This is a genomic window from Virgibacillus sp. FSP13, from assembly GCF_054048505.1.
Genome location: NZ_JBSVKG010000001.1, coordinates 277,902 through 294,258, shown reverse-complemented (window position 1 = coordinate 294,258; position 16,357 = coordinate 277,902). Strand labels below are relative to the sequence as shown.

The window sequence follows — 16,357 nt, the reverse complement described above, 5'->3', positions numbered from 1 at the left end:
ATAATGTTTTTCCAATATCTTATCTTAACATGCTCATTCATGTTATACTAGTACCATGAATACCACATCTAAGGAGTATTAATTTGTATGGTTAAACAAACTACGGATCAAAAGCCGAAAAATATTCGTGCATTAAAACCATATCTGAAAATGGTTGAAAAAATAAATGCAATCGAAGAACAGTATCAGCAATTAACAGATGCACAATTGAAAGAGAAAACAATTGAATTCAAAGAACGATTAAAAAAAGGTGAAACCATACACGATTTAGCGGTGGAAGCATTTGCCACAGTAAGGGAAGCTTCCAAACGTGTATTAGGTATGCGCCATTTTGATGTGCAGTTATTAGGTGGGCTTGTCCTGCTGAAAGGGAATATAGCAGAAATGAAAACAGGTGAGGGGAAAACACTTGTTGCCTCCCTGCCAAGTTATCTTGTTGCCCTTGAAGGAAAGGGCGTCCACGTGATCACGGTCAATGATTATCTTGCACAACGGGATATGGAATTAATCGGACAAATTCACGAATTCCTCGGACTTACGGTTGGTCTAAATGTTGCTGGTTTAAGTAATTTTGAAAAGAAAGAAGCTTATAACCGTGACATTACTTATGGGGTTGGAACCGAATTTGGTTTTGATTATCTACGTGATAACATGGCTCAATCCACTTCAAACAAAGTACAACGTCCATACCACTATGCCATCATTGATGAAGTTGACAGTATTTTAATCGACGAAGCCAAAACACCGCTAATCATTGCTGGAAAAGATCAGCCAAGTGGCAGACTTTATAAAGTTTGCGCAAGCACCGTAAAAGGACTGAAACCAGACGATGATTATGTGTATGACCGCGAATTAAAAGTCGTTAATTTCACGGATGACGGAATAACGAAATGTGAAAAAGTGTTCGGGATCGATAACCTATTTGACTTGCAGCACAGCACACTATTCCATTCCCTACTACAAGCATTACGTGCCAGAGTGTTATATGAACGTGATGTGGATTATATAGTAGAAGACGGAGAAATAAAACTGGTTGACATGAATACCGGCAGAATTATGGAAGGGCGAAGTTTGAGCGATGGTCTCCATCAAGCACTCGAATCAAAAGAAGGTTTAATGAATACCGAAGAAAACAAAACACATGCATCGATCACCATTCAAAACTACTTCCGTATGTATCCAACTTTATCTGGTATGACAGGAACAGCCAAGACGGAAGAAGAAGAAATAAGAGAAGTCTATGGCATGGATGTTATCATCGTACCATCGAACAAACCAAATCAGCGCATCGATATGCCTGACATGGTTTTTATGACTAGAGAACAAAAAAACAATTATTTATTAACAGAAATTAAAAAACGACATGACAAGGGTCAACCGATTCTTATTGGCACAACATCTATCATGCAGTCAGAAGAGATTGCCAAAACACTTGATGATGGAAACTTGAATTATCAATTATTAAATGCCAAAAGCGTTGAAAAAGAAGCACAATTGATCGCTCTAGCAGGTCTAGAAGGAAAAATCACCATTGCCACGAATATGGCTGGACGCGGTACAGACATTATCCTTGGTGAAGGTGTGGACAGGCTTGGTGGGTTGCATGTAATAGGAACGGAGCGTAACGAAAGCCAACGAATTGACAATCAGCTTAAAGGGCGCTCTGCTCGTCAAGGTGATCCTGGTTCGACCCAATTTATCATTTCCCTGGAAGATTATCTATTTACCCGCTACGCATCCGATGAATTGGAACGGATCGAGTCAAAGGTAAAGTCAGATAAAAACGGTTGTATAACCTCAGCAAGTATTCACAAGTTTGTAGATACTGCTCAAAAAATATGTGAAGGCATCCATTATCAATTCCGGGAATATAATTTGAAATTGGAAAGTGTTTTAAACAATCAACGTGAAGTGATTTACCAATTCCGGGACAAGATTCTGGAATCTGATAATGCGCTATCTTTTCTAATGAAACAAACAGAATCCCTACCAATGGAAATAGTTGATGCATTTTGCGCTGTTGAAGAATTACCTGAGGAAATGGATTTAGAAAAGTTGGCGAAAGAATTAAACAAAGTGTTACTTGTACAAGTCTCATTTGCTGAACAATTGTTCGAAAGCGTTGAAGAAATGAAAGATTATGTACAGCCATCAATTGATGAGCACTTCAAACAATTGCAATCGTTTGAAGAAGACGAGGAAGTCCTGACAACTTCGGAAGGACTAGCATTGTTTGTCATTGATAACTTATGGAAAACTCATTTGAATACGATGCACCAGCTAAAAGAAGGAATCGGCATTAGGCAATACCAGCAGGAGGATCCTGTTCAACTGTTTGAAAAAGAAGGCTACACACTATTTGAATCGTTGTTTAAGGAAATCAATTACGAGATTGCAGTTCAAATTGCCCGCTTTATAAAACGTACAAACGAACGCCGAGAATCAGAATCACAACATTAAAATCTAGAAAGGGAGATCTTATGTTCAACTTTTCAAAAGACAAGAAAAAACAGAAACAAACCAAGGATGATGTAGCCGATGCTAATGATTTTTTGGAATCAGAATCTAGCAATTCAGAATCTGACGAAGCTGGAATCGAGACGACATTATCAATTCCAGAAGGTTGGAATTTAACGGATGAAGCGCGATATGTTTACGCTTTTCATAATAGTCAAAGCCCAAAACTTAATGTGAATCAGATATCCATTTACGGGATGGAACTGACAAAAGGCAAGAATGGTTTACAAGTTACAGGATTGATAAGAAGCACAGTGACAAAAAACATTCAATTCGGGAAAACGACTATTTTATTATTAAATGCCGATCGAGAGCCTATTGCGCGAAAGGAATTTGACCTTAGCAAACTTGGAACGCTTCCTACAAATAGTGCGCGACCATGGACCTTTATATTTGAGTCAAATAAGATCATGACGAATAGTGATGAACCGATAGATGACTGGTCACTCGCATTTGAACTTAAGAAAAAACACCAACTTGATTTAGAAGAATCATGGGAAAAATCAATTGCTGAAGACACAAAGGCCTCATTGACAAAATTTTTGAATAACGCACCTTCATTAAAGCCTGGGGAAGTAAATTTCATGGGTATTCAAGCAAAACAAGTGGAGAACGGTGATTTAGCGGTAACCATTTTAATTCGCAATGGCGCGGATAAAAATATTCAACTGGAACAAATCCCGCTCGGTATCAAAGATGCGAGCAACGAAGAAATTGCTCGGGGGAGTTTCAAGCTGGAAAACTTTACAGTAAAGGCCAATACGAGCAAACCATGGTCATTTGTCTTTCCTTCAACAATGATCAAAAAGGAAGAAATAGACCTAAGCAAATGGCAAGCATATCCGATCCAATAATAGAAAAGCGGCAGTAGAATAGAATATTCTACTGCCGCTATTTTGAGCATTTTAAGCTTAGTAAATTCTGATCAAGAATGCGAAACCGGCGAGTAAGCCAATTTTAACATAGCGTTCCCCCTTCCACTAAATTCTTATTTACATATTCACGCTTCAAAGTGTTTAAAGCGGAACATGTCGCGCGCGCTAGATTGCTGAATACAACAAAATCCATCAGAGGAAATTTAGAATAAACTTTCCTCTGATGGATTTTGGATTAACACGCGTTATTCATCTTAGAATTCATAATCCTCTGTTACAGACAATTCCTCGCCCTTTGCATTGGTGTAAGAAATCGTTATCTGATCATAAGAAGCAAAAGTAAATTCATCTACAAGCCCGTTAAGGTAATCGTAATTGTTCTCTATAAATGAACCCATAAACATCCCGTATTCGTTTACATAAAGGGACTCTGTTTTTTTATCGCCAGTTTCTTTACTAGACAAAGTCACGGTAACTTCTTTAATATCCGCAATATCTTCGAGTGCAATGGTTCCTTTTAATGATACTTTATAGTTTAGCCCAAGGACTGCCGGATTAAAGTAACTTTTTGCTTCCAAGGAAGTGATTTCTATATCATTACTTGGGGCTATCACCTCTTCGGGCTCTTCTGTCACGCTCAAATATCTTGTCACGTTGAGCTGATCGGTTTCATCAGACTTCGCTTTGTAGAAAACATATTTTGAAGCATACATCGATTTTTTTTCAAATGTATCAATGGAAGTTTGATTGCGATTAAAGTACAAATCGGCTTCGTCATATGCCAATTTGTGTGGATAACCATTAATGCGCACGGTAATCTCTTTAGCATCAATATCACTATTGTATAGTTTACCCGTACCAAAATAATACATGCCTTCCTTTAATTCAGCTCCTGCTTTGAATTCAAACATTGCGTTTTTATCCGGAATTGAGTCCTTTGAACTGGAAGCCTTTACAGATACATGTGCCGGTCCCTGTGCAGTCATATTCAAAATTGCTTTTCCGTCTTCTGAGTCAATTTGAATAGTTTCGGACTCATATCGCGGGATAGTCTGACCCTCAATTTCAATCTCATTCAATCCAATATTCTTCACTTCAAAAGTCGTTGCATGTTCCAATGATATGTTAACTTTCCCATTTTGATCCAATAATTGATAAACGAAAAATCCTTCTTCACCGACTTGTACATCTTCTACTTTTTCCCCATTCTTATCCAGCACTTTCAGCGTAGAATTTTTAAAAACAGCCTTGCCGAATGAGGTTGTTTCACCTATGGATTGCGTATCTTTGGCGTCCAGCTCGCCTTCTATTTCGCCGTTATCTAGAAAGACAGTCGGTTGCGCATTGGCATTCATTTCTCCAATTAACGTGAAGTTTATCTTGCCGTCTTTGTCCGTTTCCAAAGCGAAGATGTTTTCCGCATTTCCGTTAAATCTGTCATCTCCATCTTCTGCTGTTATTGTATGACCATCCGCATTCTGAAGTTGTACGTTACCTTGTAAATCATTATCTGAAATCGTCACATATACGTCGGTTCCTTCAGGAGCTAGGGAACCATTCCATTCAGAGACAGTTGCTTCGAAATCACGACCACCATCAGTATCCTCACTGTAAGCTGCGGCTTCACTCGTCCCTATGGAATTTACATCGATTTCCTTCACATCTTTCACACCAGCCGCTTCCATTGATTTAACAACCATTGTTGCGAACTGGTCGCGCGAGATATCTTCATACGCATGGAAGTTCTTTGTCTGGTTCGTAATGTTCAGATTAGCAAGCACCTGTACATTTGCTCTGTGGGAATCGCTTATCTTCTTGTCAGTTAATGCCACCTCTTCCGCATCAATCTTATCTAGATTAAATGCTTTGACGAGTACTGTTGCCATCTGTTCACGAGTAATGTTGGTATATGTGTTGAATTTACCATTATCACCGCTGAAAATACCTGCTTTGGTTACGGCTGCAATCTGACCTGCATATTCATCGTCGAGAGCTGATACGTCTGAATACCTTGTCAAAATTGGCCCTATTGGAGTAGGGACAGTCAAGTTCAGTGATTTTTTTAAAATTGCCGCTACCTGGCCACGGGTAATTTCTTCATAAGGTTTGAACTTGCCATTATCTCCTATGACAATTCCAGCATTCTTTAGCTTTAGGATATTGTCATAATGATCATTATCTGTATCTACATCAGAGAAACCCGTTTCGTCTGCGGCAACCGCCACAGGGGCAACTGCTACCACTGCGGCAGCTGCTGCCATCGTGGCAGCCTCAAATTTATGATATCTTTTATCTTTGAACATATAAATGTAAACCTCCCTCTATGTAATTAGGTATACTCTCATTTTTTTACTGTAAACAAGTACTTTTAATGAAGAAACATTAGAACATAAAAGTAATCGAACTAAGTATAAGCGTTAATCGCACTTTTATTTCCAAAGACAAAATTTAAAAAGCTTAAAGAAACTATCTAACTACTCAACGTCAACCATTGTTAAGTAGATGAATAGCGCAAATTGAGATCGGGTGATATTCTCTCCTGGGCGGAATGGATCCGCTACAGTAACCCCATTATAATAAATCGTATTCACCTTCTCTGGATTCCAGATGGCTTTCTGATCTATGAAAATATGCTGCTTTTCCGGCTTTTCATAGTAGGAATCAAATGCTTCTGCCATAACCTCAGCCATTTGCGCGCGTGTTAGATTCTGTTTTGGACGAAGTTTTCCGCCACCGCCAAGCAATTTATGATATTCAACTCTTCTTAGCTGTTCATAATATTTATGGTTTACCGGTACATCATCAGCAACCATCTGATAACTATCCGGTGCGGAAAGTGATAATATCTTGTCTAGAATAACTGCCACGTGTTTTCGTTTCAGTGGATCATTAGAACCAAAACTTCCATCTGGATAACCTTTCACATATCCATTCTTAGCAGCAAATGCTAGAGCTGCAGCACGTTTATCATCGACCGGATCAGTGAACATTAAATCTTCACTACCCTTATTCAGGTATGCAGAGGCTACAAATCCATTCGCATCCACACCACTTACTGGATAATATGCAAATTCATTACCAAAACTTGAAGTCTCAACTGGGTCACCTGTAATGGTTAAAGGTGTATATGACCATAGTTTTGTTGATACAGGACCATTGTATGAACCTTCCCTTAGACTAACAGAACCATCTCTTCCATCAATATAGACAATATCCCCTTTTTGATAGAATTCCCGAGAAGTAGTTGAAGTTCCTGTCTCATAGTTTTTATTTGGCGGAAAGAACATTGTATCATTGTCCGCTTCATAATTAATAGTAAACTTAGGAAACTCAAAATAAGATTCGTTACCATAAAGCAAAGATGCGCTTTCAATCCGTTTATACACCCGCTCCTGGTAGGCCTTGCCTTTATGAAGATTCGGATCGTTTGTTTCTGATAATCCATTATATGCCATAATAGCAAAATACCAATCTTCTAGAATATTTTTATCATGACTATTAATCTTCGGTAAATAATCCAGATTCCACTTGTTCATTAGTACTCTTGCACCAATATCAATATTATAGTCTATGTCCGTTTTTAACTTTTCAATATCCACTGGTATATTTATTTTATCCGGGGTTACTTGCATAACACCAATTCCGCCATCTGATGAAATTACCGGAGTTCCATCTTCATTAAATTGCTTATACTCGTCTTCACTTTCCATAGCTGCGATGGCTTTTAAAATTTCCGGTGGGATTCCATATTCTCTAGCCGTTTCAGAAATGATCTGTTTTGTTTCTTGTATTGAGAGATTACTAGACTTTGTTTGATCTCCACTGGCTAATGCACTCTGCGTTGAGATTCCAAACAAACTGATCAATAAAACCATTGTACTAAATAAAACCTTTTTCATAATCTACCTCCTTAACACGGTCTTCTGATATTAAAAAGACACTTATAGTCTAGCTTATAGTAACAAAAAAAGAAGATCAACCTAATTTGTGAAATTTTCTAGCATTTGTAGATGTAACCCTACTCCTTGAGAACAAAATAAAAAAGTCCTGTAGCGATTTCTTTCCACAGGACTTCCTTATTTAATGTGTATCTAGTTCCCCCAGCTACTCCCACGCTTGAAGTTGGGTATTCCACGTTTTAAAGAATTCATTTTCTTCAATGATAGCTTGATAGATAGGAAATAAAAAATTGCTAATTGCGTTCATTACAACACGGAATTCCAAATTCTCTTCTAATCCAATTCTGCCTAAATAGGTAGTCCATTGGTTTGCATTATCCTCTGCGAATGAGCCGGAAAATACCAGATGTTCTTTTTCTAAAACCGTTCCTCTTCTCTGGAATGTTTCAAATACAGCCTCAAGTAAAACACGACCATCAAAGTTTTCCGTAGTTAATAATGTATAAAGGTCATAAAAGTCTTTCATTCTACGATCAGCTTCCATTCGCAAAACGGATTCAAACTTCTCAGCTACAGCGGATTCCTTTGAATATGCGCAAAGGCTAGGTTGCGTCATGCCAATCATCGTAGGGTACTGAAGATCCTGTGGCTTTGGTACAACTACATCACCAAAGTGGACATCTAGCTGTAATTCCTTTTCTAGATTTCCAAGCGATGCTGGAATCATTACCCGAATCCCTTCATCGTCGACTCCCTCATTGTAACGTTTTACGGTAATACTAGTTTCATCAAATGTCACGCCATCCTCACTAGATATTGCACAAACTGCTACAAATGCTTCCTTTATAGATTGAACATCATTGGAAATTTGCCCAGCCAAAAAATTCATATCTTTTGTTGGTCTTGTCCTAAAAGGTATCAAAGTATGTAAGAACAATGCCCCTTTCAGCAAAAATTTATTCCGATATTCGGAGACGGACAAGCGTTGCAAAAGACGCTCTTGCAAATACAATAATACGATAGAATCAAAATCTCTTCCGTTTTGTTCCGCAACTTTTCGTAATCGTTCCTCTTCTGATGCTTGTATATTGATGATTTCCCCCATTTTAAACACCCCTAACTATTATGGTTAAATTGATAACGTACTACTTATGTTCTCAATTACGAACTATATGATTATATCGAGTTTAAATTTTATATACCGGTGGCAAATTATGCCTTTTGTATTTTTTATGTACTTTACCAAAGCACCTATGGATTGTCCCTGTAATTAATAAAAGAAAAGAAAAGCCCCGTAGAGATCTCTCTCCACGGAGCTTTCTCATTTGTCTAGAAGTTTAATTCGACAAATCTTGGGAAATGATAATGTTCCCATGATTCCCAACATGGTTTGCTTATTTCAAATTAAACCAAACTTGAGTTTTATCATTCTCGGTAGTTTCTTCATAAGCATCTGCACTTACCCAACCATTATTTGAAGTTTCTCCATCTATCCAGATCGCTGGTTTACCTTCCGCATCATTATGTTTAGATGTACCAGTAACTGTTAATTCTGGATCTTGTGAAACTCCTGTGCCTTTTGATACTTCAATTCCTCCAAATTCATTGTCAGAAGTAGTAATGTTATGGAATGTAGCAGTTGAACCATTTACTAAGATACCTGCATCACTATTTTTAGCAGTTACGTTAGTAAGCTTAGCATCATTTACATCATAAAGTTGGATTGCATAGTCTCCATCCCAATGATCAGCCACTGTATTTGGTCCATCTACAGTTAGATCTTTAAGTGTTACATTGTCAGCGGTAACCAGTACTGAACCGTCAATTGTAAATGCATCATCACCATTGATTGTAACAGGGTTATTAATATCCAATTCACTATCAAGATCAATATCTCCTGCTAGAGTAATTGTATCTGTAGCAGCGGTTGAATGACTAATAGCATCTTCTAATTCGTCTTGAGTATCAATCTTAGTTGTAACTTGGAATGATACATTCTTAGTTGTTTCTTTTCCATCCGCATCAACAACTTTGAATGGTACGTTTAAAGTAGCTGTGCCAGAGGACTTAAGATTAATATTTTTATTTTCATCAATGTCAAATACTTTTTCATTTGTTACTACAATATTCTCAAAATCAATATCGGTAGCGTCTAGTTGTTTATTTTTATCATCATCACTCTTGATCACTTCACCAAACTGATCTTTAAGAACTGGTTTCACTCCATTAAGAGCATCTACTAAATTAGTATCACCGGTTAATTCGATTGAAGTAGTTTGGAAGTCTACTGTTGCTAAATGAGAAGTTGTATCTACAATTTCAAATGATACTGAACCATATGAGAATCCATTCTTACTAGCTTCTAGTGTATATTTCCCTACTCCTAGTTCAGATTTTGAAACATCATAGGATAGACCATTAGATTCAACTTTATTGCCTTCATCGTCTTTAACAACATATTTAACATCATCTACTGAATCCTTAGATGTATGATTACCATTTGCGTCTACACCATATACACTGAATGCAAGAGCGTCGTCTTTGCTATCGTTTTTATCATATACAAGATCATCGCCAGTATTAGTGATATCATAACCAACTGTTTGTCCAGCCTTTTCAATATCGACAGTAACAGTTTGTACGTCAAGTTCACCGGCTTTGACATTTATTACTGCTTTACCTGACTCTCCCGCATTTGGTTCAATTGTAAAAGTTGTTTTACCATCTTTATCAGTAGCTTCAATATTATTATCTACTGACACCTTATCTTTACTATTATCTGCTACAGTAACCTCTGGAGTAACACCAGAAACAGCCTTGCCGTATTGGTCTTTTACTGTTACAGAAATTGTTTTAGCGCTAGCTGTATCTACAGTTGAGTATTCTGTATCAGATAATTCAAATGATGATACCTCAGCTGGCTTTTGTACATTTAATGTAACAATTTGTTTAAAGCTGGTACCAGGAGAAGTAATTTCAATTTGAGCTTTTCCTTCTTTATAAACACCAAGGATTTTCCCGCTGTTCTCGTTAACAAGAACTGTATCAGGATTTAATGACTTGAATTGGAAAGTTTCATCCGTATTCTCTAGTAAATCGCCAAATTGATCATTAACATATGGTACTACATACTTAGCATTTTCACTAACATAGTCAGTCTCAACGGTAGTTACTGTATCTTCCTCTTTAAGAGTAGAATCAGCTACTGCTGAATCAGCTATAGTAAAGAAGTTATAATCATCTGCTACTGCTGATTCCACTGTTACTAGTACTGGTTTTGATTCGATTGTAGTATCATCAGAAACAACTTTTGCTTTTGCTAAGAAAGTTGTTCCTTTTTCAAGTTCGTCTTTCAAGCTACCATCTTCGTTCAAGTATCCATTATCATCAGAGAAAATAACATCAAAGTCAGAAGTAACATCTGTAGAACCAGCAAGTACTTTTGCTTCAACTGCTGCAGCTCCATCATTAGCAGCAATAGTAGATGTAGTGATTTCAACTGAAGTTGGTGTTGCTTTCACATAAGAAAAATCATAGCTTTTAGATTCTTCCCCGTTATTATAAGAAAGACTATATTCACCATTGTTTTCCAAATCACGATCTAATACTAAAACAACAGAGTTATCATCAGATGCTTTAATTTCTTTAACTGGAACCTCAACATTTTTGCTATTTTCAATCGTAAATTGATCAGCATTCAAGTTTTCAGGAAGTTTGTTGAAATTAACCGTTACTTCCCCAGCAGTTACCGCACTTACACTCTCAACAACTGGTGTAGCATTCTCTTCAACAACATTCAATGCTTTATTCAACATTGTAGAGAATTGAGCACGAGATATTTTTTCAGTTGGACGGAAATCATCCAATTCAACAGTGATACCAAGGTCAGCTAATACTTGTACGTTATCCGCATGGTCAGGAGTAACGTTATCAAGGTTAACGTCGGCCTTTTCACCTGTATCATATTTATCCAAATCTAATCCCTTAACAAGAACAGTAGCCATTTGTTCACGGGAAATATCATTCCATGGATTAAATTTATTATTAAGTTGACCTTTAAATACATTTTCAGCAGTTACAGCAGCTATTTGCTCTGCGTATTCATTATCTGCATTAACGTCTGTATAACCTTTCAACACTTCATCTATATCTGCAGGAGCATCTAGATTCAATGCATTGCTCAACATTGCCGCTACTTGCGCACGAGTAACATTGTCCCATGGGCCGAATCTACCGTCCGTATATCCTTGAATGATTCCTTGTTCTGCTAATGCCATTATACCTTCATAATGGTCATTACTTTTGTCGACATCTGAGAATTCAGTAGTCGATTCTGCTGCCGAAACAACAGGAGCTATTGCAGTTACAGCAGCTGCTGCTGCCATTGTAGAAGTAGCAAGCTTTCTATAATTTCTTTTATTTGACATAAATTATGCCCTCCCAAAGATGTTAAGTACAGTTCGCTAATATATGTATCTATTTTTGAACTGCCCCTTATGTTATATCAAGTTTATGGTTTCTTTACGAAAACCTCTACTTAACTATTTCCCATTCTATCAAATATAAACATGGTAAAATAGTGAATAGTTTTGGCAGGTTATCATTATTTTTCCAAAAAAATAGCCCCTCATTCCGTTTGCGTGCTTGGTGAGGGGCTGTTCACTTAATATGCTTTGGATTTCTAAAATAAATACCATTATGGATGGACCAACTTTACAATTTAACTCCAGCCAATTCTACCTATTTCTTTTCATTTGCCTTATAAAGGAAAGTAGCAAATTGTCCTCTTGTCACTGCTTCCTGCGGTCGGAAATCTTCCAACTGGTTTGTTATTCCAAGATCAGCCAGTATTTGTACATTTTTCTTATGGGATGGATCAACATTAGCTAAATTAACCTTTTTATGTGTTCCATTTTCCTCCCACCCAAAAGCATTAACAAGAGTGGTTGCCATTTGTTCTCTAGTCATCGTTTTTTCGGGTTGAAAATCGCCATTGCTTCCATTGAATATATCAGCGTTGCCGACCGCTGCAATGTAATCTGCATACACATACGAAGCTTCGACATCATTAAACAGTTTTTCTACCTTCTCAGCTTGTGGCAAATTCAAGTCTAGTATCTTGGTAAACATAATCGCACTATGTTTACGTTTCAACTTTTCATTTACGCCAAATGTATTATCAGGATACCCTTGAATTCCATGGTCTTTGAGCCAATTGATCCCTTCATAATGGGAATTTCGATAAGCGACATCTTTAAAAATCGTATTTTCTGGCACTGTATCTACAGCCATTAAAATAGTAGAAATACTACGCTCAAAGCCACCCGATAATGAATTAGCCACTTGAAGGGATTTTTTCCCTGGAGGGCGGACTACCATTGTTGTAGATCCACCTCCATCCAAGTTCAATGCACGATCTGCACCAATAGAAGCTAAATACGTTGCAAATTGTTTCAGATTCATTCCTGGACTTCCATCTTGTCGACCATCTACCGTTACAAAAAATACGTTCTTTCCAGTCTTATCTACTGCAACTGCTGTCCGCGGAGCAACCGCTTTAGCAACTGCACTATCTTCATTAATTGTCATATTTACCTTTCCATCCTTTACAAGCCGCGGTCCACCCGCAAGCATAAAGGACGAATCTTTCCATTTATCATCAATATCTACATTGATTTCTACCTTATCCCCGACTTCCATTTTAGCAAGCCTATCGGAAGCCTTTCCATGTCCCGATAAAACAAAACCGTTTTTCGGTATTTTAACAGGCTTTTTATCCCCGGCCTCGCGTATCGAGGTTACTTCCAGGTTATAATTTGAGCCAAAAGTAAGTCTTGGATGGTAAGATGTTTTAAAAACTACTTCGGTCCCATATTGATTTGTCCCCGTAGTAGATTGATAGAATTCACTCGTATATAAAATAGTATTATTTTTCTTACGCGGCTTGTTCGTGTTTGTTATTTTATACTTCTTTCCATTATATGTATAATTCAATGTCAAATCATATTGATCAATTAGCCCTTTTCCTTTTGCATTTATGCCAAATGCAATTGGTTCATTGACATAGGTGTTTTTACTCTTGTGAACATTCCCAGCAAACACCAAGCGATTATTCTTGGAAATCAAATTGACTGGAATCCTATCTTTTAAGTTATAGAAAGATCCATTGATAGCTCCGATAACTTTATTGCCAGGTTTACTCGATTTTTCCGCCTTATTTCTAAGTGTTTCTAATTTGTTCATTGGATCAGCTATTCCCAATTGCACTTTTGTATATGGATCTCCCAAATTTATTTGCATCAAATTCACATTATTCCGGGTGGATCCATTATTAAAGTTGATATTCTTATAGGTGATTCCCTCAGATGCCCTGTACTGCTTTTTAATTTTTTGGGAATCTGCATGAGCGTTTTGAGGTAAAGCTATGAATATATTGCTTACTGATAGAATAAAGGCCAAAAAAAATAAAACTGCCTTTCTTCTAAGATGTATGTTGTTATTCGACATGTTTGACATTTCTCCTTTTCTTTTTGTTTGGTCCACGGGAAAGTTTACCACGTAATAGCTATTATTCAAAGTGGGACATGGTTTCTTGTCCCACTTCTCGGCCATTTAAATTAAGATGTTTTGAAAAATTAGTTTCAGAAAAAATAATAAAAAACAACAAGGACACCTACTCCTTTGCTAAGCAGAAAGGTGGTTCCTAAAATAGGCAACCACCACCCTGAGGTAGAGGTTGCCGGGATAATTATCTATATAGGCAAGATGTAGGGACGGTTCCACTGCTCACTACCCTCCCAGGCATGCGACAGCAGAACCATCAACCTTGTGGGTGCGTAATGAGCGGGACAACAAACCTATCCCCATGTCCCACTTATTTGTTTTGGTCAACAATTCTTCCTTCAATTTCGGTTTCTACTGTTTCGAGGTTGACTACGTGTTCTTTTAAGTTTTCCCAATCGGATAATCCGAGGTCTTGTACGCGTCCGTCTTTGTAGATTTTTTCAAAGACTTCGTAGCCATCGCCACCCATTGCAGTAAATGCATTTGTTGCTGCTACATATGTTTGTTCAGGATCGATTGGTGTACCGTCTGCAAGTTCCATGCTTTCAACTCGTTCACCTGCATCTTTTGAGCTATCATAGGTTAACTTCATGCCAGAGATGTGTAAGAAACCACCAAATTCACTTGGCACATTAGCTACACTATGTTCAAACGCCTGTTTTAATTCTGCTCCGGTTATCTCCATAGTTGCAAGCGTGTTACCAAATGGAAGAACTTCCATGATTTCTCCGTACGTGATTGGTCCTTCATCGATATTTGTGCGGATACCTCCACCATTTTGTAGAGCGATGATTGTATCACTATTAATTGTTTTCGCCTTTTTCAACATACCATCTGTGATCAAGTTACCAAGGGCCGTTTCACTATTACGAACACTCACATCACCACGCGGGTTGTCGAAAGGATGGGCTGCAGTTGCACCAGTTTCTTTCTCCATTGTTTCATCTATTTCTTCTTTGAACGGTGCTAATACATTTGCAGCTTCAGCATCTGGCTCCTGATCATCAATGGATACCAATTCAGCTGCATGGCCAATGATTTTTCCGTGATCATCAAATTTCACATTTAGCGTACCAAGGAAATTGCTGTATTGGAATGTATGGTCAATAATAGTCGGCGCTTTCTTTTGTCCTGCTGCATCCACTGTAACAACAGCTGGCTCATCTAATTCAGTATGACTATGTCCACCAAGGATGACGTCAATACCGTCAACAGCTTTTGCCAAATTAATGTCATTACTATCAGGATTATCGTTATAACCGATGTGTGTCACAGCAACAATTTTATCGACACCTTTAGCTTCAAATTCTGTAACCATTTTTTCTGCTGTCGCTACATAATCATCAAACGTTACATTTAATGGACTTGAAATATTTTCTGTTTCCTCGGTTGTTAAAGCAAAAATTCCAACCCTTTCTCCATCAACATTTTTGATAATCCCATCATATATATTGCTTTCCTCGGGCTGAGAAGTAATTCCACCTTTATAAAGTGGGCTTAAATTTTCATCAGCGGTAACATTAACATTTGAACTAACAATTGGGAAATTAGCGGTATCAATGAATTCAGCTAATTTCTCGTGATTTCCTTCTTTTTGGCCTAGGTCAAATTCATGGTTTCCAAACGTCATCGCATCATAGCCCATTAGGTTCATGATAGCCATGTCTGCTTGCCCGTAAAATTTGTTGAAGTATAAAGTACCTGAGAATACATCGCCAGAGTCAAGTAATAGCGCACTTGGATACTCGCTGCGGAAATTTTTAGCAGCAGTAACACGCTTCGCACCATTATCTACGTGTGCATGTGTATCACTTGTATGCATTAAGTCAAGCTGGTACTTGTCATTCAACTCATCCGCTTTGTTCATTAGCTTATAGAATAATGTAGCAAATGCCCCTCTTGTAATGTCTTCGTTCGGGCGAAAATCATCCGTTTGGTTCGTTATTCCCAAATCTGCTAGGATCTGTACGCGCTCTCTATGTGAATCACCTACATTATCCAGATTAATATCTTTTCCATCTATCACATGATAGTCTGCTAGGTCCTCAGCAAGTAAAATAACAGAGGCAACTTGTTCACGCGAAATCTTTTCATCAGGTGCAAATAATCCATTACTCCCTTTGAAAATTCCTGCTTTTGTTACAGCAGCGATTTGTTTTGCATACAGATGGTCACTATCCACATCATCATATACTTCTAGAACTTGATCCATATCTTCTGGTGGTGTTAGATTAAAAGCTTCATATAATATAACCGCAACTTGTTGACGATTTATATTCTGCCATTGACCGAATGAACCATCTTCAAAACCTTTTACAATTTCATCTTTTGTAAGTGCCATAATTGCGTCATAATGACTATCACCTTTTGCTACATCTGTATAACCATCTGACGTTGCGGCTGAAGCAACCGGCACAAACGCTAAACTAGCCGCAGCAGCTGCTGTAAGTGTACTTCCAGTAAATTTACCAATGTTCTTTTTACTTTTCATTATTTATTTCC

8 protein-coding genes are annotated in these 16,357 nt (G+C 37.7%); 2 read left to right on the top strand and 6 right to left on the bottom strand.

The window, feature by feature from the left end:
- Positions 1-87: 87 nt before the first annotated feature.
- Together secA2 and ACW2QC_RS01235 are read left to right on the top strand one after the other, a co-directional pair.
- A complete protein-coding gene (secA2, locus tag ACW2QC_RS01240) occupies positions 88-2,460 on the top strand; it encodes an accessory Sec system translocase SecA2 (RefSeq protein WP_457542157.1) in 2,373 nt (790 codons plus the stop codon).
- A gap of 20 nt (positions 2,461-2,480) precedes the next feature.
- Positions 2,481-3,371 carry an accessory Sec system S-layer assembly protein gene (locus tag ACW2QC_RS01235; protein ID WP_457542156.1) on the top strand — a complete coding sequence of 297 codons (891 nt, stop codon included), beginning with the start codon at positions 2,481-2,483 and terminating at the stop codon, positions 3,369-3,371.
- A gap of 275 nt (positions 3,372-3,646) precedes the next feature.
- On the opposite strand, the gene ACW2QC_RS01230 is transcribed toward ACW2QC_RS01235, so the two are convergent.
- The 6 genes from ACW2QC_RS01230 to ACW2QC_RS01205 all read right to left on the bottom strand — a co-directional run bounded on the left by ACW2QC_RS01230 (position 3,647) and on the right by ACW2QC_RS01205 (position 16,346).
- Complete coding sequence (locus ACW2QC_RS01230; RefSeq protein WP_457542155.1) at positions 3,647-5,653, bottom strand: S-layer homology domain-containing protein; 2,007 nt, start codon at positions 5,651-5,653, stop codon at positions 3,647-3,649.
- A 213-nt stretch (positions 5,654-5,866) separates the two neighbouring features.
- A complete protein-coding gene (locus tag ACW2QC_RS01225; RefSeq protein WP_457542154.1) occupies positions 5,867-7,291 on the bottom strand; it encodes an S-layer homology domain-containing protein in 1,425 nt (474 codons plus the stop codon).
- A 205-nt stretch (positions 7,292-7,496) separates the two neighbouring features.
- Positions 7,497-8,396: a nucleotidyl transferase AbiEii/AbiGii toxin family protein gene (locus tag ACW2QC_RS01220; protein WP_457542153.1), complete on the bottom strand. Its 900-nt coding sequence runs from the start codon at positions 8,394-8,396 to the stop codon at positions 7,497-7,499.
- Positions 8,397-8,685: 289 nt separating this feature from the next.
- A complete protein-coding gene (locus tag ACW2QC_RS01215) occupies positions 8,686-11,718 on the bottom strand; it encodes an S-layer homology domain-containing protein (RefSeq protein ID WP_457542152.1) in 3,033 nt (1,010 codons plus the stop codon).
- A gap of 313 nt (positions 11,719-12,031) precedes the next feature.
- Positions 12,032-13,798, bottom strand: a complete 1,767-nt coding sequence (locus ACW2QC_RS01210) for a phosphodiester glycosidase family protein (protein WP_457542151.1) — start codon at positions 13,796-13,798, stop codon at positions 12,032-12,034.
- Between the two features lie 367 nt (positions 13,799-14,165).
- Positions 14,166-16,346 carry a 5'-nucleotidase C-terminal domain-containing protein gene (locus ACW2QC_RS01205; protein WP_457542150.1) on the bottom strand — a complete coding sequence of 727 codons (2,181 nt, stop codon included), beginning with the start codon at positions 16,344-16,346 and terminating at the stop codon, positions 14,166-14,168.
- Positions 16,347-16,357 lie beyond the last annotated feature (11 nt).